Origin of the sequence: Chelatococcus daeguensis, from assembly GCF_001887265.1 — a bacterium.
Lineage (GTDB): Bacteria > Pseudomonadota > Alphaproteobacteria > Rhizobiales > Beijerinckiaceae > Chelatococcus_A > Chelatococcus_A sambhunathii.
This window is the reverse complement of the sequence record NZ_CP018095.1, coordinates 415,788-440,083: the sequence shown is the minus strand read 5'-3', so window position 1 is coordinate 440,083 and position 24,296 is coordinate 415,788. Positions and strand designations below refer to the sequence as shown.

19 protein-coding genes are annotated in these 24,296 nt (G+C 68.4%); 15 read left to right on the top strand and 4 right to left on the bottom strand.

Translation table 11 applies throughout. The features are described from left to right. From sdhA to BOQ54_RS02000, 3 genes are all read left to right on the top strand, one after another. Window positions 1–2,025 carry a succinate dehydrogenase flavoprotein subunit gene (gene sdhA, locus BOQ54_RS02010; protein WP_245316265.1) on the top strand — a complete coding sequence of 675 codons (2,025 nt, stop codon included), beginning with the start codon at window positions 1–3 and terminating at the stop codon, window positions 2,023–2,025. Window positions 2,026–2,100: 75 nt separating this feature from the next. Continuing rightward, window positions 2,101–2,886 carry a succinate dehydrogenase iron-sulfur subunit gene (locus tag BOQ54_RS02005; protein ID WP_055459835.1) on the top strand — a complete coding sequence of 262 codons (786 nt, stop codon included), beginning with the start codon at window positions 2,101–2,103 and terminating at the stop codon, window positions 2,884–2,886. Window positions 2,887–3,094: 208 nt separating this feature from the next. Further along, window positions 3,095–3,769 (top strand): AprI/Inh family metalloprotease inhibitor, encoded by a 675-nt coding sequence (locus BOQ54_RS02000; protein ID WP_245280551.1) that lies wholly within the window; start codon window positions 3,095–3,097, stop codon window positions 3,767–3,769. Window positions 3,770–3,812: 43 nt separating this feature from the next. Here the strand turns inward: BOQ54_RS02000 and BOQ54_RS01995 are convergent, their stop codons facing one another. Next, window positions 3,813–4,484 (bottom strand): GNAT family N-acetyltransferase, encoded by a 672-nt coding sequence (locus tag BOQ54_RS01995; RefSeq protein ID WP_141659686.1) that lies wholly within the window; start codon window positions 4,482–4,484, stop codon window positions 3,813–3,815. Window positions 4,485–4,588: 104 nt separating this feature from the next. Here BOQ54_RS01995 and BOQ54_RS01990 point away from each other — a divergent pair, with 104 nt between their 5' ends. The 9 genes from BOQ54_RS01990 (at window position 4,589) to lpdA (ending at window position 16,523) form a co-directional block, all read left to right on the top strand. Beyond that, window positions 4,589–5,215, top strand: a complete 627-nt coding sequence (locus BOQ54_RS01990) for a glutathione S-transferase family protein (protein ID WP_071923148.1) — start codon at window positions 4,589–4,591, stop codon at window positions 5,213–5,215. Between the two features lie 62 nt (window positions 5,216–5,277). Then, window positions 5,278–6,486 carry a cell division protein ZapE gene (gene zapE, locus BOQ54_RS01985; protein ID WP_186438015.1) on the top strand — a complete coding sequence of 403 codons (1,209 nt, stop codon included), beginning with the start codon at window positions 5,278–5,280 and terminating at the stop codon, window positions 6,484–6,486. Then, a complete protein-coding gene (locus BOQ54_RS01980) occupies window positions 6,483–7,106 on the top strand; it encodes a TetR/AcrR family transcriptional regulator (protein ID WP_055459839.1) in 624 nt (207 codons plus the stop codon). Before zapE ends, BOQ54_RS01980 begins: the two co-directional genes overlap by 4 nt. Window positions 7,107–7,408: 302 nt before the next feature. Then, the gene (gene mdh / locus BOQ54_RS01975; RefSeq protein WP_055459840.1) at window positions 7,409–8,374 is read left to right on the top strand and encodes a malate dehydrogenase; all 966 of its coding nucleotides are present in this window, start codon (window positions 7,409–7,411) and stop codon (window positions 8,372–8,374) included. A gap of 100 nt (window positions 8,375–8,474) precedes the next feature. After that, window positions 8,475–9,671: an ADP-forming succinate--CoA ligase subunit beta gene (sucC, locus tag BOQ54_RS01970; RefSeq protein WP_071923147.1), complete on the top strand. Its 1,197-nt coding sequence runs from the start codon at window positions 8,475–8,477 to the stop codon at window positions 9,669–9,671. A gap of 3 nt (window positions 9,672–9,674) precedes the next feature. After that, entirely contained in the window at window positions 9,675–10,559 is an 885-nt protein-coding gene (gene sucD / locus BOQ54_RS01965) for a succinate--CoA ligase subunit alpha (protein ID WP_055459842.1), read from the top strand. Between the two features lie 203 nt (window positions 10,560–10,762). Continuing rightward, window positions 10,763–13,723 (top strand): 2-oxoglutarate dehydrogenase E1 component, encoded by a 2,961-nt coding sequence (locus tag BOQ54_RS01960; protein WP_071923146.1) that lies wholly within the window; start codon window positions 10,763–10,765, stop codon window positions 13,721–13,723. A gap of 72 nt (window positions 13,724–13,795) precedes the next feature. Next, entirely contained in the window at window positions 13,796–15,022 is a 1,227-nt protein-coding gene (gene odhB / locus BOQ54_RS01955; RefSeq protein ID WP_055459844.1) for a 2-oxoglutarate dehydrogenase complex dihydrolipoyllysine-residue succinyltransferase, read from the top strand. A 100-nt stretch (window positions 15,023–15,122) separates the two neighbouring features. Next, entirely contained in the window at window positions 15,123–16,523 is a 1,401-nt protein-coding gene (gene lpdA / locus BOQ54_RS01950; protein WP_055459845.1) for a dihydrolipoyl dehydrogenase, read from the top strand. A 296-nt stretch (window positions 16,524–16,819) separates the two neighbouring features. Here lpdA and BOQ54_RS01945 read toward each other — a convergent pair whose 3' ends face one another. Next, the gene (locus BOQ54_RS01945) at window positions 16,820–17,752 is read right to left on the bottom strand and encodes a tyrosine recombinase XerC (RefSeq protein WP_071923145.1); all 933 of its coding nucleotides are present in this window, start codon (window positions 17,750–17,752) and stop codon (window positions 16,820–16,822) included. 70 nt (window positions 17,753–17,822) lie between these two features. On the opposite strand from BOQ54_RS01945, the gene BOQ54_RS01940 reads away from it, so the two are divergent. Beyond that, window positions 17,823–20,027, top strand: a complete 2,205-nt coding sequence (locus BOQ54_RS01940) for a primosomal protein N' (RefSeq protein ID WP_083585872.1) — start codon at window positions 17,823–17,825, stop codon at window positions 20,025–20,027. A gap of 20 nt (window positions 20,028–20,047) precedes the next feature. Here BOQ54_RS01940 and BOQ54_RS01935 read toward each other — a convergent pair whose 3' ends face one another. Both BOQ54_RS01935 and BOQ54_RS01930 read right to left on the bottom strand, forming a co-directional pair. Beyond that, a complete protein-coding gene (locus BOQ54_RS01935) occupies window positions 20,048–20,968 on the bottom strand; it encodes a pseudouridine-5'-phosphate glycosidase (protein WP_071923144.1) in 921 nt (306 codons plus the stop codon). Then, complete coding sequence (locus BOQ54_RS01930; RefSeq protein ID WP_063188073.1) at window positions 20,965–21,882, bottom strand: carbohydrate kinase family protein; 918 nt, start codon at window positions 21,880–21,882, stop codon at window positions 20,965–20,967. Before BOQ54_RS01930 ends, BOQ54_RS01935 begins: the two co-directional genes overlap by 4 nt. Before the next feature lie 304 nt (window positions 21,883–22,186). Here BOQ54_RS01930 and BOQ54_RS01925 point away from each other — a divergent pair, with 304 nt between their 5' ends. Together BOQ54_RS01925 and atpA are read left to right on the top strand one after the other, a co-directional pair. After that, window positions 22,187–22,747 (top strand): F0F1 ATP synthase subunit delta, encoded by a 561-nt coding sequence (locus tag BOQ54_RS01925; protein WP_055459849.1) that lies wholly within the window; start codon window positions 22,187–22,189, stop codon window positions 22,745–22,747. After that, entirely contained in the window at window positions 22,747–24,276 is a 1,530-nt protein-coding gene (gene atpA, locus BOQ54_RS01920; protein WP_063188069.1) for a F0F1 ATP synthase subunit alpha, read from the top strand. Before BOQ54_RS01925 ends, atpA begins: the two co-directional genes overlap by 1 nt. Window positions 24,277–24,296: the final 20 nt, after the last annotated feature.

Genomic DNA, 24,296 nt, shown 5'->3' with positions numbered 1-24,296 from the left:
ATGGCCAAGGCACCCAGCAACGGAACCACCTCCGGCACCGAGACGAGCGCTCCGACGCGCCGCAGCACGAGGGCCAGAGCCGCCGCGTCGACCACTCCCGCACCGGAGGTCGCCGGCGCCGCTGTGGAGACGACGCCGTCCAAGGCCGTGCGCATGCCGCGCGCACGGGCCGCGCAGGCCGATGGCGCCGGCCCAAGCGGCATCCTGCGTATTCCCCGCCCGGCCTATACGGGCCAGGCCTATCCGATCACCGATCACACCTTCGATGTCGTCGTCGTCGGCGCCGGCGGCGCCGGGCTGCGTGCCACCGTCGGCTGCGCCCAGGCGGGCCTCAAGACCGCCTGCGTCACCAAGGTCTTCCCCACGCGCTCGCATACGGTGGCCGCCCAGGGCGGCGTTGCCGCCTCGCTCGCCAACATGGGGCCGGACGACTGGCGCTGGCACATGTACGACACCGTGAAGGGGTCCGACTGGCTCGGTGACCAGGATTCCATCGAGTATCTGGTGCGCAATGCGCCTGCCGCCGTCTACGAGCTCGAGCACTGGGGCGTGCCCTTCTCGCGTACCGAGGACGGGCGCATCTACCAGCGCCCCTTCGGCGGCATGACGACCGATTTCGGCAAGGGTCCGCCGGCCCAGCGCACCTGTGCTGCCGCCGACCGCACCGGCCATGCCATCCTGCACACGCTCTACGGCCAGGCGCTGCGCAATAACACCGAATTCTTCATCGAGTATTTCGCCATCGACCTCATCATGGATGACGAGGGCCGCTGCCGCGGCGTGGTGGCGCTGAAGATGGACGACGGCACCGTCCATCGCTTCCGCGCCCATCTCGTCATCCTGGCGACGGGCGGCTACGGCCGCGCCTATTTCTCGGCCACCTCCGCCCATACCTGCACGGGCGACGGCAACGCCATGGTGCTGCGCGCCGGCCTGCCGCTGCAGGACATGGAATTCGTGCAGTTCCACCCCACCGGCATCTACGGCGCCGGCTGCCTCATCACCGAGGGGGCCCGCGGCGAGGGCGGCTATCTCACCAATTCCGAGGGCGAGCGCTTCATGGAGCGCTATGCCCCGTCGGTGAAGGACCTCGCGCCGCGCGACATGGTCTCGCGTTCCATGACCATGGAAATCCGCGAGGGCCGGGGCGTGGGCAAGAACAAGGACCACATCTTCCTGCACCTCGACCACCTCGACCCGGCCGTGCTGCACGAGCGCCTGCCCGGCATCTCGGAGAGCGCCAAAATCTTCGCCGGTGTCGACGTGACGAAGGAGCCGATTCCGGTGCTGCCGACGGTGCACTACAACATGGGCGGCATCCCGACGAACTTTCATGGCGAGGTGGTGACCAAGGCGGGCGACAACCCCGACCATGTTGTGCCAGGGCTGATGGCCATCGGCGAGGCGGCCTGCGTGTCGGTGCACGGGGCGAACCGCCTCGGCTCCAACTCGCTGATCGACCTCGTGGTCTTCGGCCGCGCCGCCGGCCTGCGCGCCGCCGAGATCGTCAAGCCGGGCGAATCGCACCCCGACCTGCCGAAGAACTCGGCCGATCTGTCGCTGTCGCGGCTCGACCGCTTCCGCAATGCTCGCGGCAGTACGCCGACAGCTGAGCTGCGCCTTCGGATGCAGCGCACGATGCAGTCGAACTGCGCCGTCTTCCGCACTGGCGAGGTGCTGGAGGAGGGACAGAAGCTCATCCGCGAGGTCTGGCAGGGGGCTGAAGACGTGTGCGTCAGCGACCGCTCGCTCGTCTGGAATTCGGACCTCATCGAGACGCTCGAGTTCGACAACCTGATCACCCAGGCCGTCGTGACGATGGACGGCGCGGCCAACCGCAAGGAAAGCCGTGGCGCCCACGCGCGCGAGGACTATGCGGAGCGCGACGACGTCAACTGGATGAAGCACACCCTGGCCTGGGTCGACGACACGGCCAAGACCGTCACCATCGACTACCGCCCGGTGCACAACTACACGATGTCGAACGACATCGAGTACATCGAGCCGAAGGCGCGCGTCTACTGAGGCCGCACGCGACAGATCCCATCCGGCCCGTGGCGCAGGCCACGGTACGCCGGCAGGTTCGAGGACAGAGACAACATGGCCAAGTTCTCCCTCCCCAAGAATTCGCAGATCAAGGAAGGCAAGGCCTGGCCGAAGCCGGACGGGGCGGCGAACACGACCGCCTTTCGCATCTATCGCTGGAACCCGGATGACGGGCAGAATCCGCGCGTCGACACCTATCACGTCGACCGCGACGATTGCGGGCCGATGGTCCTCGATGCACTCATCTACATCAAGAACAACATCGACCCGACGCTGACCTTCCGCCGTTCCTGCCGCGAGGGCATCTGCGGCTCCTGCGCCATGAACATCGACGGCGCCAACACGCTCGCGTGCACCAAGGGCATCGACGAATGCACGTCGAAGGGCGACGTCCGCATCTATCCGCTGCCGCACATGCCGGTGGTGAAGGACCTGGTGCCCGACCTCACTCGCTTCTATGCCCAGCACGCCTCGATCGAGCCCTGGCTTAAGACGACCACGCCGGAGCCGGAGAAGGAGTGGCGCCAGAGCCGCGAGGACCGCGAGAAGCTCGACGGCCTCTACGAATGCATCCTGTGCGCGTGCTGCTCCACGTCCTGCCCGAGCTACTGGTGGAACGGCGACCGCTATCTGGGCCCGGCCGTGCTGCTGCAGGCCTATCGCTGGCTCATCGACAGCCGCGACGAAGCCACGGGCGACCGCCTCGACAACCTCGAGGATCCGTTCCGGCTGTATCGCTGCCACACGATCATGAACTGCGCCAACGTATGCCCGAAGGGCCTCAACCCGGCCAAGGCGATCGCCGAAATAAAGCAGATGATGGTCACGCGCCAACTCTGACGGAGCGCCGGACGGCCCCAGGTCGGGTGTGACCCGCGCGCCACGCTGCGTGCCGGGCAGACCCTCCCGGGGCCAGCGCATCCGCCATTTCACCCGCCCGGGCTTGCCCGACCAAGCCGTTTACGGCATGACGAACGTGGTGTCTTGCGTGCCTGCGCTGCCTTGCGAGGAGGCAGGTGCGCCGAAGGAAGAGCGGGAGCGGGACAGCATGAGACCGACGATGCACGATGCGACGACCGAACTGGCCCGGCGCGGCGCGAGCGCCATGCGTATCGCGCCGCGCCTGGCGGCCCTCGCGCCGCTGCTCATCGTCGCCGCCTGCGCATCGGACCGCTTCGCCAGCTCGCCAGGTCCTGCTACCGGATCGGGCTACCGCAGCGCCGGCGCGGCCACGAGCGGATCGGACTTCGAGCCGCTACCGCCATCTGCCTCGGCTGAGGTGATCGCCAGCCCGCTGCCGCCCGCGCCGGGGACGGCCGCGGCACCCGATGGCTCCACCGTCGCGCCCGGCACGCTCGGCCCGGACGGTACGCTTTCGGGCACCGGCGGCACCCCGGGGCCCGTCGCGAGCCTTGGCAGCCAGCCGACGAGTGCGCCTGCCGCGCCGACGCGCAGCGCGGTGACAGGGGGCTGGACGGCGCGCGAAGCCGCCGGCGGCTCCTGTCGCATCACGCTGTCGAGCGCACCCGCGCTCGATCTCTACAAGGCCTCCACCTCGGGCTGCGCCGGGCGCGACCTGCAGAGCGTCAATGCCTGGGACCTGCGCGACGGCGAGGTCTATCTCTATTCGCGCGGTAGCGTCGTGGCGCGCCTCAAGGGCGGCGGCAGCTCGTTCAACGGGGTGCTCGCCAAATCCGGGGCGCCCCTCACCTTGTCACGCTGAAGGCGATACAAGCTGACGCGAAAGGGCGCCACGGCGCCCTTTTTCAGTTTTGAGCCTGAGGCGGAGCCATGAAGTGTCGCTGGTAGTCGAGCGCGCTCATGGCAAGGCCGTGCGCATCGTCAATCATTTCTTCGGCCAGGGAGAAAGGCGTCGGCCCGAGGCCTCTGATCGTGCCGATGAGATCGCCGCGCTCGAAGGCGATCTCGGCCGAGAAGCGCCGCGCCAGCGCGCGCATGGCGCCGTTTTCGCTCATGCAGTTGACGACGAGCGCGGCAACGCCGCGGTTGCGGGCGCTGACGAGGAGGCGGGCAAAGAGCGCGCTGCCGATGCCGCGCCGACGCCAGCCGCGCTCGACGCTGAAGGCGGCCTCGGCCCGTCGCTCGCCGCCGATCTCGAAGGGCTGCAGTTCGGCCGCGCCGCGCACGATCCCGCCCTCGACATAACCGAAGACGAGCCCGCGCGAGGCCAGGCATCGGTCGGCATAGTCGGCGAGATACGCGTCGGTCACCACCCCGATAAAGCGGCTGTGGCGGCTGGCGGGATCGAGGCGCAGCAAATGGGCGCGGAACGCGGGCAGATCGGCCGCGAACAGCTTGCGAATAGTGCCGGAAAGCCCGGAGAATGTGTCCATCGTCGTTCTCTCGGTGGTCGATGTTGCTTCGACCCCCGAGGGCGCGGTTTCCCTAGACCCGGCACATATTGTGCAATGCAACATGAAATTCAAGCACCGGGATGCCGCAACACTCTGGTGCCGAATGCCCGTTTGCGTTCAACTGGCGCGCGAGATCGGCATGCGAGAGAGAGGCGCAGGGCCCAGCGATGAGCGACTACATCCTCCACTGCTTCGGCCAGTCCGGGAACGCCTACAAGGTGGCCCTGATGCTCAACCTGTGCGGTTGCGACTGGCAGCCGCGCTTCGTCGACTTCTTCAACGGTGAGACGCGCAGCCCGGCCTTTCGCGACAGTTGCAACGAAATGGGCGAGGTCCCGGTGCTGGAGCACGGCGGGCAGCGACTCAGCCAGAGCGGGGCGATCCTCACCCTTCTCGCCGAACGGCATGGACGTTTCGGCGGGCACGACGCCGGGGAGCGCTACGATATCCTGCGCTGGATCCTCTTCGACAACCACAAGTTCACCAGCTATTTTGCCACGCTGCGCTTCATGGTCGGCCTCAAGAAGATGGGCGAGAGCCCGGTGACAGAGTTTCTGCGTGGCCGCGCGCTCGCCGCCTTCGACATCGTCGAGAAGCACCTCGCCAAGCGCTCTTTCATGGTCGGCGAGACGCCGACCATCGCCGACATCTCCATGGTCGGATATCTCTATTATCCAGAGGACACCGGCATCGACCGGTCCGCCTTCTCCAACATCGACGCCTGGACACGGCGCATCGCCGCCCTGCCCGGCTGGGCCCATCCTTACGACCTCATGCCACGCGAGCCGGGCTGAGCCGCCGCCGCACGCCAGAGAGGCGATTGTGCGGCGCGGTGCGAGGCGCTAAATCCTCTCCCGTGACCATCGAGCCTCGTCTTTCCCGGCAGACCGCCGCCAGCGTGCGCGCACGCTACGACGCCCTCGTCAGCGAGGGCGTGATCGAGCGCGACCCGGCGCAGGAAAGGCTGGTAGCGCGGCTCGACGAACTCGCACAGCGGCTCGGCGAGCGGCGCCTTGCGCGCAAGGCGAGTCCGCTCGGCTGGCTGTTCGGCAAGCGCAACGAAAAGGCCGAGCCCCTCAAGGGTCTCTACATCTGGGGCTCGGTGGGCCGCGGCAAGACCATGCTGATGGACCTCTTCTTCGAGGTCGCGCCGCCCGAGCGCAAGCGCCGCGCCCATTTCCACGCCTTCATGGCCGATGTGCACGAACGCATCTTCACCCATCGCCAGAAGGTCAAGGACGGCCGCGAGAGGGACGGCGACCCCATTCCGCATGTGGCGGATGCGCTGGCAGCCGAGGCCTGGCTCCTGTGCTTCGACGAGTTCACTGTCACGGATATCGCCGATGCGATGATCCTCGGCCGGCTGTTCACGGCCCTCTTTGCCCGCGGCGTCACTGTCGTGGCCACGTCGAACGTGGAGCCGAACCGCCTCTACGAAAACGGACTCAACCGGGCGCTGTTCCTGCCGTTCATCGACCTGCTGACGAGCCGGGTCGAGGTGATCCGGCTCGATTCCCGCACCGACTACCGTCTGGAGAAGCTGGCCGGCAGCCCGGTCTATCACGTGCCGGCCGACGCGGCGGCCGAGGCGGCGCTGGACGAGGCCTTCTTCCGCCTCACCGGCCGGCACGAGGGCAGGCCGGCGGCGGTGCACGTGAAGGGGCGCACGGTGCCGGTGCCGGAAGCGAGCGATGGTGTGGCGCGCTTCTCCTTTGCCGAGCTCTGCGAGCGTCCGCTCGGCGCCTCGGACTACCTCGCTCTCGCCGAGCGCTACCACTGCATCATTCTCGCCGGCATTCCGGTAATGGACCTTGCCCAGCGTAATGCGGCCAAGCGTTTCATCACGCTCATCGACACGCTCTACGAGAAGCACGTGAAGCTCATCGCCTCGGCCGAAGCGGAACCGCACGCGCTCTACCGGGCGGACCAGGGACGCGAGGTCTTCGAGTTCGACCGCACGGTGTCGCGGCTCATCGAGATGCGGTCGGAAGACTATCTCGCCCTGCCGCATGGCCAGGGCGATTCCCGCGCCTCGGGCGACACGACGGGCCTCGTCGAGACATGAACATCCCGCGCCGGGCAGCCCGCACGACACCGCAGACGGCGGACGTAAGGCTGCTCGACATCGCGGCCGAGCACGTGCGCCGCCTCGGGGCGACGCGCGTCACGGTCGTCGGCGTCGCCCAGGAAGCGGGCATGACGCATGCCAATGTGTACCGCTACTTCCCCTCCAAGCGCGACCTGCTCGACGCCGTGGTGCAGGCGGCCCTGCGCCCGGTCGAGACATTCCTCGCCGACGTCGCGAGCGCGCCGGACCCGGCGGACGACAAGCTGGAGCGGCTCATCCTCGCGCTCGCGCGCGACTATCGCGACCTTGCCGAGAACGACCCGCCGATCTTCGACCTCTTCGTCGCCGCCGCCGAGGCGAACCGCGGCGTCGCCCGGCGCCACCGCGGCCGCGTGCGCATGTTCGTCGGCCGCGTCGTGGACGAGGGGCTGGCGACCGGGACCTTCAACCCCAAGGACCGCGAGCAGGCGCTGACCTTCCTCACCGACATCCTCTTTCGCTTCACCCATCCGACGGCCGTCAAACTCGACACCGAGCGCCCGCGCGACATGCTGGAGGAGCGACTGGCAACGACCATGCGTATCGCGCTGAGGGCGCTCAAAGCCGGCTATGTATGAATGCGCTCCGACGCGCCCGACGAGCCTCGCGGGGGGCGAGCCTGCTTCGAGTTACAATATCTGAAAACTGTAACAAAAAGACTCGGCGGGCGGCAGACCCGGGCCATGGGCCGCTGGAACTCGCCAAGCCCTTGCACCATCTTTCTTTTCGGCGCCGAGGCCGGTGCGTGCGAACGGCCCTGCCGGCAAAGGCCATCACCGCGGCGGGTTTTGCACGTCTTGAAGCAGAACCCCGTTTGAGTCAAAGAAACCGCGGTTTTCCGGGATGCGTCCCCTCCTCGAACTGAAGGACGGTTTCTCACATGGCCCGTAAGAAGATCGCGCTGATCGGCGCCGGCCAGATCGGCGGCACCCTCGCCCATCTCGTCGGCTTGAAGGAGCTCGGCGACGTCGTGCTCTTCGACATCGCCGAAGGCATTCCGCAGGGCAAAGGCCTCGACCTCGCCGAGTCCTCCCCGGTGGACGGCTTCGACGCCGCCTACAAGGGCACCCAGTCCTATGCGGATATCGAGGGCGCGGACGTCATCATCGTCACCGCCGGCGTACCGCGCAAGCCAGGCATGAGCCGCGACGACCTGCTCGGCATCAACCTCAAGGTGATGGAATCGGTCGGCCAGGGTATCAAGCAGTATGCCCCGGACGCCTTCGTCATCTGCATCACCAACCCGCTCGACGCCATGGTGTGGGCGCTGCAGAAGGCCTCCGGCCTGCCGAAGAACAAGATCGTCGGCATGGCCGGCGTGCTCGACTCGGCCCGCTTCCGCTACTTCCTCGCCGAGGAGTTCAAGGTCTCGGTGGAGGACGTCACCGCCTTCGTGCTCGGCGGCCACGGGGACGACATGGTGCCGCTGGTACGTTACTCGACGGTCGCCGGCATCCCGCTGCCGGACCTCGTCAAGATGGGCTGGACCAGCCAGGACAGGCTCGACGCCATCGTCGAGCGCACCCGCAAGGGCGGCGGCGAGATCGTCAACCTGCTGAAGACCGGCTCGGCTTTCTACGCACCTGCGGCCTCGGCCATCGCCATGGCCGAAAGCTACCTCAAGGACAAAAAGCGCGTGCTGCCCTGCGCCGCCCACCTCGACGGTGAGTACGGCGTCAAGGACATGTTCGTCGGCGTGCCGATCGTCATCGGCGCCGGCGGCGTGGAGCGCATCGTCGAGATCGAACTGGACGGCGCCGAGAAGGCGATGTTCGAGAAGTCGGTCGCGTCCGTGCAGGGCCTCGTCGAGGCCTGCAAGGGCATCAACCCGGCCTTCGCCGGCTGATCGGGGAGGCAGTCGGCCGCAGGCAGCCGGCGATGGAGACGCGACGACTGCCCGCTGCCGACGGCGATTGCCGACTGCCCCGCCAAGAAGGGACACCCTCATGAACATTCACGAGTACCAGGCCAAGGCCGTCCTGAAGGAATTCGGCGCCCCGGTCTCGGCCGGCAAGGCCGTGTTCTCCGTCGACGAGGCGGAAGCCGCGGCGAAAGAGCTCGGCGGGCCGCTGTGGGTCGTCAAGAGCCAGATCCACGCCGGGGGGCGCGGCAAGGGCAAGTTCAAGGAGCCCGAGGCGGGCGAGAAGGGCGGCGTCCGCCTCGCCAAGTCCGTCGAGGAGGTGAAGACCTTCGTCGGCCAGATGCTCGGCAACACGCTCGTGACTGTTCAGACCGGCCCCGCCGGCAAACAGGTCAACCGCATCTACATCGAGGACGGCTCGGACATCGAGCGCGAGTTCTACCTCTCAGCCCTCGTCGACCGCGCCACGAGCCGCGTCGCCTTCGTCGTCTCGACGGAAGGCGGCATGGACATCGAGGAGGTGGCACACAGCACCCCCGAGAAGATCCACACCTTCTCGATCGACCCTGCGACCGGCGTGATGCCGCACCACGGCCGCACGGTCGCCAGGGCGCTCGGCCTTTCCGGCGACCTCGCCAAACAGGCCGAGAGCCTCGTCGCCAAGCTCTATGCCGCCTTCGTCGCCAAGGACATGGCGATGCTCGAGATCAACCCGCTGATCGTCACCAAGGGCGGTGAGCTGAAGTGCCTCGACGCCAAGGTGTCCTTCGATTCCAACGCTCTCTACCGGCACCCGGACGTCGTCGCCCTGCGCGACGTGACCGAGGAGGACGAGAAGGAGATCGAGGCGTCCAAGCACGACCTCGCCTACATCGCCCTCGACGGCACTATCGGCTGCATGGTCAACGGCGCCGGCCTCGCCATGGCGACGATGGACATCATCAAGCTCTACGGCGAGGAGCCGGCGAACTTCCTCGATGTCGGTGGCGGCGCCTCGAAGGAGAAGGTCACCGCGGCCTTCAAGATCATCACCGCCGATCCGAACGTGAAGGGCATCCTCGTCAACATCTTCGGCGGCATCATGAAGTGCGACGTCATCGCCGAGGGCGTGATCGCCGCGGTGAAGGAGGTCGGCCTCAAGGTGCCGCTCGTCGTGCGCCTGGAGGGCACCAATGTCGAGCTTGGCAAGAAGATCCTGAACGAATCCGGCCTCAACGTCATTTCCGCCGACGACCTCGACGACGCGGCGCAGAAGATCGTCAAGGCCGTGAAGGGAGCCTGACCGATGTCCATCCTCATCGACAAGAACACCAAGGTCATCTGCCAGGGCTTCACCGGCAAGAACGGCACCTTCCACTCCGAGCAGGCTATCGCCTACGGCACCAAGATGGTCGGCGGCACCTCGCCGGGCAAAGGCGGCTCGACGCATCTCGGCCTGCCCGTGTTCGACACGGTGGCCGAGGCGCGCGAGAAGACCGGCGCCGACGCTTCCGTCATCTACGTGCCGCCGGCGGGTGCGGCGGACGCGATCTGCGAAGCGATCGCGGCCGAGATCCCGCTCATCGTCTGCATCACCGAGGGCATCCCGGTGCTCGACATGGTGAAGGTCAAGCGCGCCCTCTCGGGCTCCAAGTCGCGCCTCATCGGTCCGAATTGCCCGGGCGTCGTGACAGCGGGCGAATCGAAGATCGGCATCATGCCGGGTAACATCTTCCGCCCCGGCAACGTCGGCATCGTCTCGCGTTCGGGCACGCTGACCTACGAGGCCGTGTTCCAGACGACCCAGGAAGGCCTCGGCCAGACCTCGGCCGTGGGCATCGGCGGCGACCCGGTGAAGGGCACCGAGTTCATCGAGGTGCTCGACCTGTTCCTCTCCGACCCCAAGACCGAGTCGATCATCATGATCGGCGAGATTGGCGGCTCGGCCGAGGAGGAGGCCGCCGAATTCCTCAAGGCGGAGGCGAAGAAAGGCCGCAAGAAGCCGATGGTCGGTTTCATCGCGGGCCGCACTGCCCCGCCCGGCCGCCGCATGGGCCATGCCGGCGCCATCATCTCCGGCGGCAAGGGCGGCGCCGAAGACAAGATCGCAGCCATGGAGGCGGCAGGCATCCGCGTGTCGCCCTCCCCGGCGCGGCTGGGCAAAACCCTCGTCGAAGTCCTCAAGGGCTGACGAAGCGGCGATGCGTGGGCGACGGCAACCTTTTGCTCACGCATCCTTCATAAGGTTCGACTTGATTTCGCCATTCTCGGACCGCTCTTGGGCGGTCCTTCCACCATCCGCAGCCCAACCGGAGGCTGCGGATCCGGGGCCGGGCAACCGGCCCTGACATCCGTCGAGGATCCTCCTCGAAGGTTCCGGCAGGACCAGGACCAATGGCACGCCAGGACGCCAACGATCTCTTCGCCCAAACCTCGTTCCTCTACGGCGGCAATGCCGCCTACATCGAGGAGCTGTACGCCCGCTACCAGCAGAACCCGACCTCGGTCGATGCCGAGTGGCAAACGTTCTTCGCAGGCCTCAAGGACGAGGCCGCGCTGATCACGAAGAATGCGCGGGGCGCCTCCTGGAAGAAGCCGCACTGGCCCGTGCCGCTCAACGGTGAGCTTGTCTCGGCGCTCGACGGCAACTGGGCGCCGGTCGACAAGGCCGTCGGCGACAAGATCAAGGCGAAGGCGCAGAAGTCGGGCGTCGAACTGCCCGAGGCGCAGGTGCTGCAGGCGACGCGCGATTCCGTGCGCGCCCTCATGATGATCCGTGCCTACCGCATGCGCGGCCATCTGCATGCCGACCTTGACCCGCTCGCCATCGAGCCCCGCAAGGATCACGAGGAGCTGCATCCGGCGACCTACGGCTTCACGGAAGCCGACTACGACCGGCCGATCTTCATCGACAATGTGCTCGGCCTCGAGTTCGCGACCATCAATCAGATGCTCTCGATCCTGCGCCGCACCTATTGCCAGACGCTCGGCGTCGAGTTCATGCACATCTCGGACCCGACCGAGAAGGCGTGGATCCAGGAACGCATCGAGGGACCGGACAAGGAGATCGCCTTCACCGACCGCGGCAAGCGGGCGATCCTCAACAAGCTCATCGAGGCCGAGGGCTTCGAGAAGTTCCTCGACATCAAGTATACCGGTACCAAGCGCTTCGGCCTCGACGGCGGCGAGGCGATCATCCCGGCGCTGGAGCAGATCATCAAGCGGGGCGGCGCGCTCGGCGTCGAGGACATCGTCTTCGGCATGGCCCACCGCGGCCGCCTCAACGTACTCGCCCAGGTGATGGGCAAGCCGCACCGCGCCATCTTCCACGAGTTCAAGGGCGGCTCCTTCGCCCCGGACGACGTGGAAGGCTCGGGTGACGTGAAGTACCACCTCGGCGCCTCGGCCGACCGCGAGTTCGACGGCAACAAGGTGCACCTGTCGCTGACCGCCAACCCCTCGCACCTCGAGATCGTCGATCCCGTCGTGCTCGGCAAGGTGCGTGCCAAGCAGGACCAGCTCGGCGACACCATCGAGCGCTCCAAGGTGCTGCCGCTCCTCATCCACGGCGATGCGGCCTTCGCCGGCCAGGGCGTCGTGGCCGAGTGCCTCGGCCTCTCGGGCCTCAAGGGCCACCGCACCGGCGGCTCGCTGCACTTCATCATCAACAACCAGATCGGCTTCACGACCAACCCGCGCTACTCGCGCTCCTCGCCCTATCCGTCCGACGTAGCGAAGATGGTTGAGGCGCCGGTCTTCCACGTCAACGGCGACGATCCGGAGGCCGTGACCTTCGCTGCCAAGATCGCGACGGAGTTCCGGCAGAAGTTCCACAAGCCGGTCGTCATCGACATGTTCTGCTACCGTCGCTTCGGTCACAACGAGGGCGACGAGCCGGCTTTCACCCAGCCGCTGATGTACAAGAAGATCCGCCAGCATCCCTCGACGCTGGAGATCTACGCGAAGAAGCTCGTCGACGAGAAGGTCGTCACCCAGGCCGAGGTCGACGAGGCGCGCGAGCAGTGGCGTGCCAAGCTCGACATGGAGTTCGAGGCGGCCCAATCATACAAGCCCAACAAGGCCGACTGGCTCGACGGGCGCTGGTCCGGCCTCAAGGCCGTGCGCGAGGACGCCGACGATCCGCGCCGCGGCGCCTCGGGCGTCTCGGTCGACACGCTGAAGACGATCGGCGAACGCATCTGCGACGTACCGGAAGGCTTCAACGTGCACCGCACGATCAAGCGCTTTCTCGACAACCGTCGCAAGATGGTTGAGACCGGAGAGGGTATTGACTGGGCGACCGCCGAGGCGCTCGCCTTCGGCTCGCTCGTGCTCGAGGGGCACCCCGTGCGCCTGTCCGGCCAGGACAGCGAGCGCGGCACCTTCAGTCAGCGCCATTCCGTCCTGGTCGACCAGGAGAACGAAGATCGCTACACACCCCTCAACAACATTCGCGAGGGACAGGCGCGCTACGAGGTCATCAACTCGATGCTCTCGGAAGAGGCGGTACTCGGCTTCGAATACGGCTACACCCTGTCCGAGCCCAACGCGTTGACGCTGTGGGAGGCGCAGTTCGGCGACTTCGCCAATGGCGCGCAGGTCGTCGTGGACCAGTTCATCTCCTCGGGCGAGCGCAAGTGGCTGCGCATGTCCGGTCTCGTCCTGCTGCTGCCGCACGGCTACGAGGGCCAGGGGCCGGAACACTCCTCCGCCCGTCTCGAGCGCTACCTGCAGATGTGCGCCGAAGACAACATGCAGGTCGCCAACTGCACGACGCCGGCGAACTACTTCCACATCCTGCGCCGGCAACTGAAGCGGGACTTCCGCAAACCGCTCATTCTGATGACACCAAAGTCGCTGCTGCGCCACAAGCGCTGCGTGTCGAGCCTTGCCGAGCTCGGCGAGGGCACGACCTTCCACCGCATCCTCAAGGACGATGCCGAGCGGCTCCCGGGCGAGGCGATCAAGCTTGTCAAGGACGACAAGATCCGTCGCGTCGTTCTGTGCTCGGGCAAGGTCTATTACGACCTCTACGAGGAGCGGGAGAAGCGGGGCATCGACGACGTCTATCTGCTCCGCACCGAACAGCTCTACCCCTTCCCGGCCAAATCGCTGGCCACCGAGCTGCAACGCTTCCCGCGCGCCGAGGTGATCTGGTGCCAGGAGGAACCCAAGAACATGGGCGCCTGGACCTTCGTCGAGCCCTATCTCGAGTGGGTGCTCGACCATGCCGGCTCCAAGGTGAAGCGTCCGCGCTACGTCGGCCGGGCGGCCTCCGCCGCCACCGCCACGGGCCTGATGTCGAAGCACCTCGCCCAGCTGCAGGCCTTCCTCGACGAGGCTTTCGCCGCGTAACGCCGGGGCGGCGGCAAGGCCGCCCCCTGCCCTTTCAACCCGGCCGCGTGGCCTAGAGACGAAACGAAGATCATGGCGACCGAAATCCGCGTGCCCACCCTGGGCGAATCCGTCACCGAGGCCACCATCGGCCGCTGGTTCAAGAAGCCCGGCGAGGCCGTGAAGGCCGACGAGCCGCTCGTCGAGCTCGAGACCGACAAGGTCACGCTCGAGGTCAATGCACCCTCCGCCGGCGTCCTCGCCGAAGTGACGGTGAACGAGGGCGACACGGTGGAGGTCGGCGCTCTCCTCGGCTCCATCACCGAGGGTGCGGGCGGCGCGGTCGCCAAGACGGCCGAGAAGCCTGCGGAGAAGAAGGAAGAGGCGCCCAAGGCGGAAGCCTCAAAGGCCGCGGCGCCCGGCGCCGCCGACGACCATGGTCCGGCGGTGCGCCGCATCGCCGAGGAGACGGGCGTCTCCCCGGCCACCGTCGGCGGTACCGGCAAGGACGGGCGCGTGACCAAGGGTGACATGCTGGCCGCCGTCGCCTCGGGCGTCTCCGCCTCGCCGGCGCCGTCCGCCCCGGTGCAGGTCCGCGCCCCCTCGGCGCCGGACGATGCCTCGCGCGAGGAGCGCGTGCGCATGACCAAGCTGCGCCAGACCATCGCCCGCCGCCTCAAGGACGCTCAGCAGACCGCCGCCATGCTGACGACGTTCAACGACGTCGACATGTCGGGCGTGATGGCACTGCGCAGCCAGTACAAGGATGCCTTCGAGAAGAAGCATGGGGTCAAGCTCGGCTTCATGGGCTTCTTCGTGAAGGCCTGCGTGCAGGCGCTGAAGGAGCTGCCGGCCGTCAACGCCGAGATCGACGGCAGCGACATCATCTACAAGAACTACTATCACGTCGGCGTCGCCGTCGGCACCGACAAGGGCCTCGTCGTGCCGGTGGTGCGCGATGCCGACCAGCTCTCGGTCGCCGGCATCGAGAAGACGATCGGTGACTTCGGCAAGCGCGCCCGCGACGGCCAGCTGAAGATCGAGGAGATGCAGGGTGGCACCTTCACCATCTCCAACGGCGGCGTCTACGGCTCGCTGCTCTCGACGCCGATCCTCAATGCGCCGCAGTCGGCCATCCTCGGCATGCACCGCATCGAGGAGCGCCCGGTCGCCCGCAACGGCCAGGTCGTCATCCGCCCGATGATGTATCTCGCGCTCTCCTATGACCACCGCATTATCGACGGCAAGGAAGCCGTCACCTTCCTGGTGCGCGTGAAGGAGAACCTCGAGGACCCGGCGCGCCTCGTGCTCGACCTCTGATCCCGCCCGACCGGCATTCCGCCGGATCCTTTCCCGCTCGACCGGGACGCATCCGTGGCCGGGGCGACCCGGCCATGACGTCTCACACGGAGCCCGCCCCATGTCCTACGACACAATCGTCATCGGCACCGGCCCCGGCGGCTATGTCTGTGCCATCCGCACCGCCCAGCTCGGCCAGAAGGTTGCCGTGGTGGAGAAGCGCAAGACGCACGGCGGCACCTGCCTCAACGTCGGCTGCATCCCCTCCAAGGCGCTGCTGCACGCCTCGCACCGCTTCGAGGAAGCGGGGCACGCCTTCGCCGGGATGGGCATCTCCGTCGCCGCGCCGAAGCTCGACCTCAAGCAGATGCTCGCCTTCAAGCAGGAGGGCATCGACGGCAACACCAAGGGCGTCGAGTTCCTGCTGAAGAAGAACAAGATCGACGCCTTCAACGGCACGGGCCGCATCCTCGCCCCCGGCAAGGTGGAGGTGAAGGCCGAGGACGGCACGGTCCAGACGCTGGAGACGAAGAACATCGTCATCGCCACCGGCTCGGACGTCGCGCAGCTGCCGGGCGTGACCATCGACGAGAAGGTCGTCGTCTCGTCCACGGGCGCGCTGGAGCTTTCCAAGGTGCCGGGCAAGCTCGTCGTCGTCGGTGCCGGCGTCATCGGCCTCGAGCTCGGCTCGGTATGGCGGCGCCTCGGCGCCGAAGTCACCGTGGTCGAATTCCTGGACCGCATCCTGCCCGGCATGGACGGAGAGGTGGCCAAGAACTTCCAGCGCATGCTGGCCAAGCAGGGCTTTGCTTTCAAGCTCGGCAGCAAGGTGACGAAGGTCGAGACCGGCGCCGATGGGGCCAAGGTCACCGTCGAGCCCGCTGCCGGCGGCGCGGCCGATGTGATCGAGGCCGACATCGTGCTCGTCGCCATCGGCCGCGTGCCCTACACCAAGGGCCTGGGGCTCGACGACGTGGGCATCGAGACCGACAAGCGCGGCCGCATCGTGGTCGATGCCCATTTTCAGACCAAGGTGCCGGGCATCTACGCTATCGGCGACGTCATCGCCGGTCCCATGCTCGCCCACAAGGCCGAAGATGAGGGTGTCGCGGTGGCCGAGATCATCGCCGGCAAGGCGGGTCACGTGAACTACGACGTCATCCCGGGCGTGGTCTACACATTCCCGGAGGTCGCCGCCGTCGGCAAGACGGAGGAGGAGCTGAAGGAGGCCGGCATCGCCTATTCAGTCGGCAAGTTTCCCTTCACCGCCAACGGCCGCGCCAAGGTGAACCAGGAGACCGACGGCTTCGTGAAGGTGCTCGCCGACGCGACCACCGACAAGGTGCTCGGCGTGCACGTCATCGGTGCCGAGGCTGGCGAGATGATCCACGAGGCGGCCGTGCTGATGGAGTTCGGCGGCTCGTCCGAGGATCTCGCCCGCACCTGCCACGCCCACCCCACCCGCTCGGAAGCGGTGAAGGAGGCGGCGATGGCCGTGGAGAAGCGCGCCATCCACATGTGAGCGCGGCGCCCGGTCGAGACGGCGGCCGCCAGGGCCGGCCCGACCGTCCGCTGTTCAGGGATGGAAGCGGGGCCGATCGGCGCACCATCCGTCGTGGCCGGGCTGTCCCGGCCATCGCCCAGATGTTGCACATCGTGACAAGGCGTGGATGCCCGCGACGAGCGCGGGCATGACGGTGGGAGGCGACGCCTCAACAGGCCAGCAGAACTGCGCCGAAGCGCATGGCGCCGAGCGACAAGGGGACCCGGAGCGTCACTCCAGGCCCTCTCCTTGCCGGGCCTCACGGTTGCAAAGCCTCATGCCCGCGGGTGCGCCGCGTCGTAGGCGGCGAGCAGCCGGGTGGCGTCGACCTTGGTGTAGATCTGCGTCGTCGACAGCGAGGCGTGGCCGAGCAGTTCCTGGATGGCGCGCAGGTCGCCACCGCGGCCGAGCAGGTGGCTGGCGAAGGAATGGCGCAGGGCGTGCGGCGTCGCGCTCGCCGGCAGGCCGAGGGCGCCGCGCAGGCGCTCCATGGCGAGCTGGATGATGCGCGGCGACAGCGGGCCGCCGCGGGCGCCGACGAAGAGCGGCCCGTCCGCCTTGAGCTGGTAGGGGCAGGCGGCGACATAGTCCGCCACCGCCCGCGCCACCTGCGGCAGCACCGGCACCTCGCGCATCTTGCCACCCTTGCCGGTGACGATGATGCTGCCCGCCGCGAGCGCCTTGGCGTCCGCCCCTTTGAGGCCGAGCGCCTCGGAGATGCGCAGGCCGCAGCCGTAGAGCAGCGTCATCACGGCCGCGTCGCGCTGGAGAATCCAACCGTCCCGCTCTTCGCCGGCACGGCTGTCGGCATCCGCCACCGCGCGCGCGGCCTCGGCGGTCAGCGGGCGGGGCAGGCCTTTCGACACCTTCGGCGCGCGCATGGCGACGAAAGCCGATGCCGTGCCAAGACCGCCGCGTTCCAGATGCCGGGCGAAGGAGCGCAGCGCCGCGAGCTGGCGCATCAGCGAGCGCCCGGTGACACCGGCCGCGCGGCGGGCGGCGAAGAAGGCGCGCAGGTCCATCGGCTTCAGCCGCGCGATGGCGTCGAGCGTCGGCGGTCCGCCGAGATGATCGGTGAGGAAGGCGAAGAACTGGCGCGCGTCGCGGCCATAGGCCTCCAGCGTCTTCGGCGACAGGCGCCGCTCGCCGGCAAGATGGGCGAGCCATGACTGGCAGGCACGGAAGGTGTCGTCGGGTAGGTCGATCATGGACGAAGCATCCACCGGCTGCCCTAACGGCGCGTGAACAGGCGGGCGAATCGGTGTTATGCCAGGGCGCATGGACATGCCTTCCGAAAACGGCGCAGTGAACGAGGGGCGGGCGGGAAGCCGCATCGCCGACATCGTCGTGCCCGTGGCGCTCGACAAGGCCTATTCCTACGCCGTGCCCGCCGGCGCGGCGCTGGCGGAGGGCGATGTCGTCGTCGTGCCGCTCGGCCCGCGTGAGACGGTTGGCGTCGTCTGGGCGTTGCGCGAAGGCGCGGGCGCCAACCTCAAGAGCGTCCTCGGCCGGGTGGACGTGCCGCCCATGGGGGAGGACCTGCGCCGGCTCATCGACTGGATCGCCTGGTACACGCTCGCCCCGCTCGGGCTTGCCATGCGCCTCGCCCTGCGCATCCCGGGCGAGGACCGGGCGGAACAGGTGCGCGTCGGCGTGCGCCTCGCCGGCGAGCCGCCCGAGCGCCTGACCGCGGCTCGTCTCCGGGTCATCGCCGCGGCCGAGGGCGGGCTCGTCTACACCAAGGGGGACCTCGCCGAGCGCGCCGGCGTGAGCCTTGCCGTGATCAACGGCCTCGTCGATACCGGCACGCTGGAGGCGGTCGCCCTGCCGCCGGAACCGGTGGCGGGCCTGCCGGATCCGGAGCATGCGCCGGCGGCGCTGTCGCCGGACCAGGAGCGGGCCGCGGCGGTCCTGCGCGCGGCCGTCGCCGAGCGCAGTTTCTCGGTGACGCTCGTCGAGGGCGTCACCGGCTCGGGCAAGACGGAGGTCTATTTCGAGGCGGTGGCCGAGGCCCTGCGGCAGGGTCGGCAGGCGCTGATCCTGATGCCCGAGATCGCGCTCACGGCACAGTTCCTCGGCCGTTTCGCCGCCCGCTTCGGCACGGCCCCGGCCGAGTGGCACTCGGGCATCTCCAGCCGCAGGCGCGAGCGTCTGCACCGGGCCGTCGCCTCGGGGGAGGTGAAAGTGGTTGCCGGCGCCCGTTCGGCCCTCTTCCTGCCCTTCAGCGACCTCGGCCTCGTCGTCGTCGACGAGGAGCACGAGCAGGCCTACAAGCAGGAGGAAGGGGCGCTCTACCACGCGCGCGACATGGCCATCGTGCGGGCGCGCATCGACAAGGCACCCGTCGTCCTCGCTTCCGCCACCCCGTCGGTCGAGACGCGCGTCAATGCGGCGCGCGGGCGCTATCGCCACCTCGTGCTGCCCGAGCGTTTCGGCGGCCGCACCTTGCCGACGATGCGCGCTATCGACATGCGCAAGAAGGCCCCCGAGCGCGGCCGTTGGCTGTCGCCGCCGCTCCTTGCCGCGATGCGCGAGACGCGCGCGGCCGGCGAGCAGAGCCTGCTCTTCCTCAACCGGCGTGGCTATGCGCCCTTGACGCTCTGCCGCAGCTGCGGCCACCGCTTCCAGTGCCCCAACTGCTCGGCCTGGCTGGTGGAACACCGCTTCCGCCGCGCCCTCGTCTGCCACCATTGCGGCCACGTGGAGCGGCGGCCGGACAATTGCCCGGAATGCGGCACCGTCGATGCGCTCGCCGCCTGCGGACCGGGCGTCGAGCGGCTCGCCGAGGAGGTCGTGGAGCATTTCCCGGATGCGCGCGTCATCACGCTGTCGAGTGACTTTCCCGGCGGGATCGAGCGCCTGCGCCGCGAGCTCGAGGCCATCGCCGCGGGCGAGGCCGACATCATCATCGGCACGCAGTTGGTCGCCAAGGGCCACAACTTCCCGCAACTGACACTCGTCGGCGTGGTCGATGCCGATGTGGGCCTTGCGAGCGGCGACCCGCGCGCCTCCGAGCGCACCTTCCAGCTCCTGCAACAGGTGACGGGACGGGCCGGGCGCGGCGACCGGCCGGGGCGAGCGCTGCTGCAGACCTACCAGCCCGACCATCCGGTGATGCGCGCGCTGCTGTCGGGCGATGCCGCGGCCTTCTACGCCGAGGAGGAGGCGGTGCGCGAGGCTGCCGGCCTGCCGCCTTTCGGGCGCCTCGCTGCCATCATCGTCTCGGCGCCCGACCGCGGCGAGGCCGAGGCGCATGCCCGGGCCCTCGCCCGCTCGGCCGAAGCACCGGAGGGCATCGACGTGCTCGGCCCGGCGGAGGCGCCGCTCGCCCTCATCCGAGGCCGCTACCGCTTCCGCCTCCTGGTGCGGGCAGCGCGCGACAGCGACCTGCAGGGCTACCTGCGCGCCTGGATCGCGCGAACGCCGAAGCCGCCGCAGCGCATCCGCGTGACGGTGGACGTCGACCCGATGAGTTTCATGTAAGGCCCATCTCCGCCGGCTTCTCACCGGCCTTCCGCGGCGAGCGCCACCGCGATCTGGGCGGCGAGCACGGCGTTGTTCTCGACAAGTGCAATATTGGCCTTGAGGCTGCGACCGGCGGTAGCCTCGGCGACGCGTGGCAGGAGAAAGGGCGTCACCTCCTTGCCGGTAATGCCCTGCGCGGCGGCCTCGAGCAAGGCCGATTCGATCACGGGGGCGATCTCGGCGCCCGGGATCTCGTGCTCTGCCGGAATGGGGTTGGCGACAAGCACGCCCGAGGTGAGGCCGAGCGCCCTGTGCGCCCGGATGAAGGCGGCGATCTCGCCAGCCGTGTCGAGCCGCGCCGGGGCGGCAAGGCCGCTGTCGCGCGAGTAGAAGGCGGGGAAGATGTCCGTGCCGACCGAAACCACCGGCACGCCGAGCGTCTCCAGCATCTCGAGCGTCAGGGCGAGGTCGAGGATGGCCTTCGCCCCGGCCGAGACGACGGCGACCGGTGTGCGCGAGAGCTCCGTCAGGTCGGCGGAGATGTCGAAGCTCGTCGCCGCACCGCGGTGCACGCCGCCGATGCCGCCGGTGGCGAAGACGGCGATGCCCGCCATGGCGGCGAGGCGCATGGTGGAAGCGACAGTCGTCGCGGCGTCGCGCCCCGTGGCGAGCGCGAGCGGCACCTCGCGCGTGCTCGCCTTCATGACGTCGCGGGCGGTGGCCAGTCTCTCGAGGCCGGCGTCGTCGAGGCCGATGCGGATGCGCCGGTCGAGGACGGCGATGGTCGCCGGCACGGCGCCGCCGGCGCGCACGATGGCCTCGACCCGGCGCGCCGTCTCCAGATTGGCGGGATAAGCCATGCCGTGGGCGATGATGGTGGATTCGAGGGCGACCACGGGCCGCCCGGCCGCGAGCGCATCGGCCACCTCGGGCGACAGAAGGGGGGTGACGTCGGTCATCGCGCAAACTCCTCCTGCACGGCCTCATCACGCCCGGTGACGACCGCCGCCGCCATTCTCTGCCCCTCGCACGCCGCCGTCGTAAAGTCCCATCCGCTGAGAAGGCCGAAGACAGTGCCGGCGAGCGCCGCATCGCCGGCGCCCGTGACATCGCGCGCCCGGCCGGCGGCAGGGGCCGGCAGAAGGGCGGTTTCGCCCTCCGCCGTCGACAGGAAGACGCCGTGGGCGCCCAGGCCCACGGCGAGGCGGTGCACGCCGCGCCCATGGAGCGTGCGCGTCGCTGCCGCAAGGGCCGCCTCGCCATCCACCGGCAACCCCGCGAGGGCGGCAAGCTCGTCACGGTTCGGGGTCATCAGAGCCACGGGCACGCCCGCGGCGAGGATCGGCGCGAGGCGCGCCGCCTTGGCGACCGAGACCGGCTCGAGCGCCAGGGGGCGGCCATGGGCGCCCGCAAGGCGGGCCAGCCGCGCGAGCGCCGGTGGCGAGAGATTGGCGTCGGCGACGATGAAGGCGGCTTCCAGGACCGCCTCCTCCCGCGCGGCGATGGCGGCCGTGTCGAGCGCATCGAGGATGTGCATGGCTGCCACGGCGACCACCAGTTCCCCTTCATGGTCGAGCACCGCCGTATAGCTGCCCGTCGGCAGCGCCGCGCGGAGACAGAGCGACATGTCGACGCCCGCCGCCTGCGTTTCGCGCCAGATGCGCTCGCCCGCGGCATCCTCGCCGAGGACCGTCAGGAGGCGCACGGCGGCACCGCGGCCGGCGAGGTGCTCGGCAACGTTGCGGGCAACCCCGCCGCAGGCGACGGTGGCCGTGCCCGGATTGGACGTGCGCATCACCACCGGCCCGTCGGCCCGGCACTTGATGTCGAGATTGGCGCCGCCGGCAACGAGAACGGACGGTCCCAGCGTCATGGCCCACCTCGGGGTGACAAAGGCGGAGTCATGCCCTCGTCTCTAGCCTCATTCGTCCCTTCTTCCAATGTCGGCTCGCTTCTCGCAAGGCGGCCGGCGTTGTGGGGAACTGGCCTTTGTGGCAACGCGAAGGCGCAAGGAGCGCCTGCGATGTTGCACGCGTCCGATCCTTATGTTAGGGCACCGGCGCCTTCCGGGCAGATCGTGTCTGTCCTCGCCATTTCCGTGTCCCCGCGCGAAGGATCAGGCGCCGCCGAGGCAATCGGTGACGACCGTTGGTTCTTGAGAGCAAGAGAGAAGCCCTGTGGCTCAAGGCGGAACTATCATAGCAGGAGTTGCCGGGCGCTACGCCTCGGCGCTGTTCGACCTGGCCAAGGAAGCCGGCAGCCTCGAAGCGGTCGAGGGCGACCTCAAGCGCTTCGATGCGCTCGTGGCCGGAAGCCCCGACCTTGCCCGCCTCGTGACGAGCCCCGCGTTCAGCGCGGAGGAGCAGGAACGGGGCGTCGCCGCCGTTCTCGCCAAGGCCGGCATCGGCGGGCTCGCCGCCAACTTCATCCGCCTCGTTGCGTCGAAACGTCGCCTCTTCGCGGTGCGTGACATGGTGCGTGCCTACAGCGCGCTCGTCGCCCGCGAGAAGGGCATCGTGCACGCCGAGGTCACCCTCGCCGAGGAGCCCTCGCAGAAGGCGCTCGACGAGATCAAGGCGGCGGTCAAGGCCGTTGCCGGGGGCGAGATCGCCCTCGACGTCAAGATTGATCCCGCCATCCTCGGCGGTCTCATCGTCAAGCTGGGCAGCCGCATGGTCGATGCGAGCCTTCGCTACAAACTGAATTCGATCCGTTTCGCCATGAAAGAGGTCGGCTGATGGACATCCGCGCCGCGGAAATTTCCGCAATCCTCAAGGAGCAGATCAAGAACTTCGGCTCCGAGGCCGAGGTCACCGAGGTCGGCCAGGTTCTGTCGGTCGGTGACGGTATCGCCCGTTGCTACGGTCTCGACAATGTGCAGGCCGGCGAGATGGTCGAGTTCGAGTCGGGCGTGCGCGGCATGGCCCTGAACCTCGAGGCCGACAATGTCGGCGTCGTCGTCTTCGGCTCCGACCGCGAGATCGCCGAAGGCCAGACGGTGAAGCGCACGGGCGCCATCGTGGACGTGCCGGTGGGCAAGGGCCTGCTCGGCCGCGTCGTCGACGCGCTCGGTAACCCGATCGACGGCAAGGGCCCGATCCAGGCCGACGAGCGTCGCCGCGTGGACGTCAAGGCGCCGGGCATCATCCCACGCAAGTCCGTTCACGAGCCTATGGCCACCGGCCTCAAGTCGATCGATGCGCTCATCCCGATCGGCCGCGGCCAGCGCGAGCTGATCATCGGCGATCGCCAGACCGGCAAGACGGCGATCGCCCTTGACACCATCCTCAACCAGAAGCCGCTGCACGCGACCGGCGACGAGAGCCAGAAGCTCTACTGCGTCTATGTCGCCGTCGGCCAGAAGCGCTCCACAGTCGCCCAGTTCGTGAAGGTGCTGGAAGAGAACGGCGCGCTCGAATACTCGATCATCATCGCCGCAACCGCCTCCGACCCGGCGCCGATGCAGTTCCTGGCGCCGTTCTCGGGCTGCGCCATGGGCGAGTTCTTCCGCGACAACGGCATGCATGCCGTGATCGTCTACGACGACCTGTCCAAGCAGGCCGTCGCCTACCGCCAGATGTCCCTGCTTCTGCGCCGCCCGCCGGGCCGCGAGGCCTATCCGGGTGACGTGTTCTACCTGCACTCGCGCCTGCTCGAGCGGGCAGCGAAGATGAACGACGACAACGGCAACGGTTCGCTCACCGCCCTGCCGGTCATCGAGACGCAGGCGAACGACGTGTCGGCCTACATCCCGACCAACGTCATCTCGATCACCGACGGCCAGATCTTCCTTGAGACCGACCTGTTCTACCAGGGCATCCGCCCGGCCGTGAACGTCGGCCTCTCGGTGTCGCGCGTCGGCTCCTCCGCCCAGACCAAGGCGATGAAGAAGGTCGCCGGCAAGATCAAGGGCGAGCTTGCGCAGTACCGCGAGATGGCAGCCTTCGCGCAGTTCGGCTCCGACCTCGACGCCACGACGCAGCGCCTGCTCAACCGCGGCGCGCGCCTCACCGAGCTCCTGAAGCAGCCGCAGTTCTCGCCGCTGAAGATGGAAGAGCAGGTCTGCGTGATCTACGCCGGCGTCAACGGCTACCTCGATCCGCTGCCGGTCAACAGGGTGCGCGATTTCGAGGAGGGGCTGCTCGGCGTCCTGCGCGCCAAGCACACCGACATCCTCGATGCGATCCGCTCCTCGAAGGACCTGTCCGACGAGACGGCCGCCAAGCTCAAGGACGTCGTCGAGGCCTTCGCCAAGACGTTCGCCTGAGGGGCGTCCGCGTGAGCCGC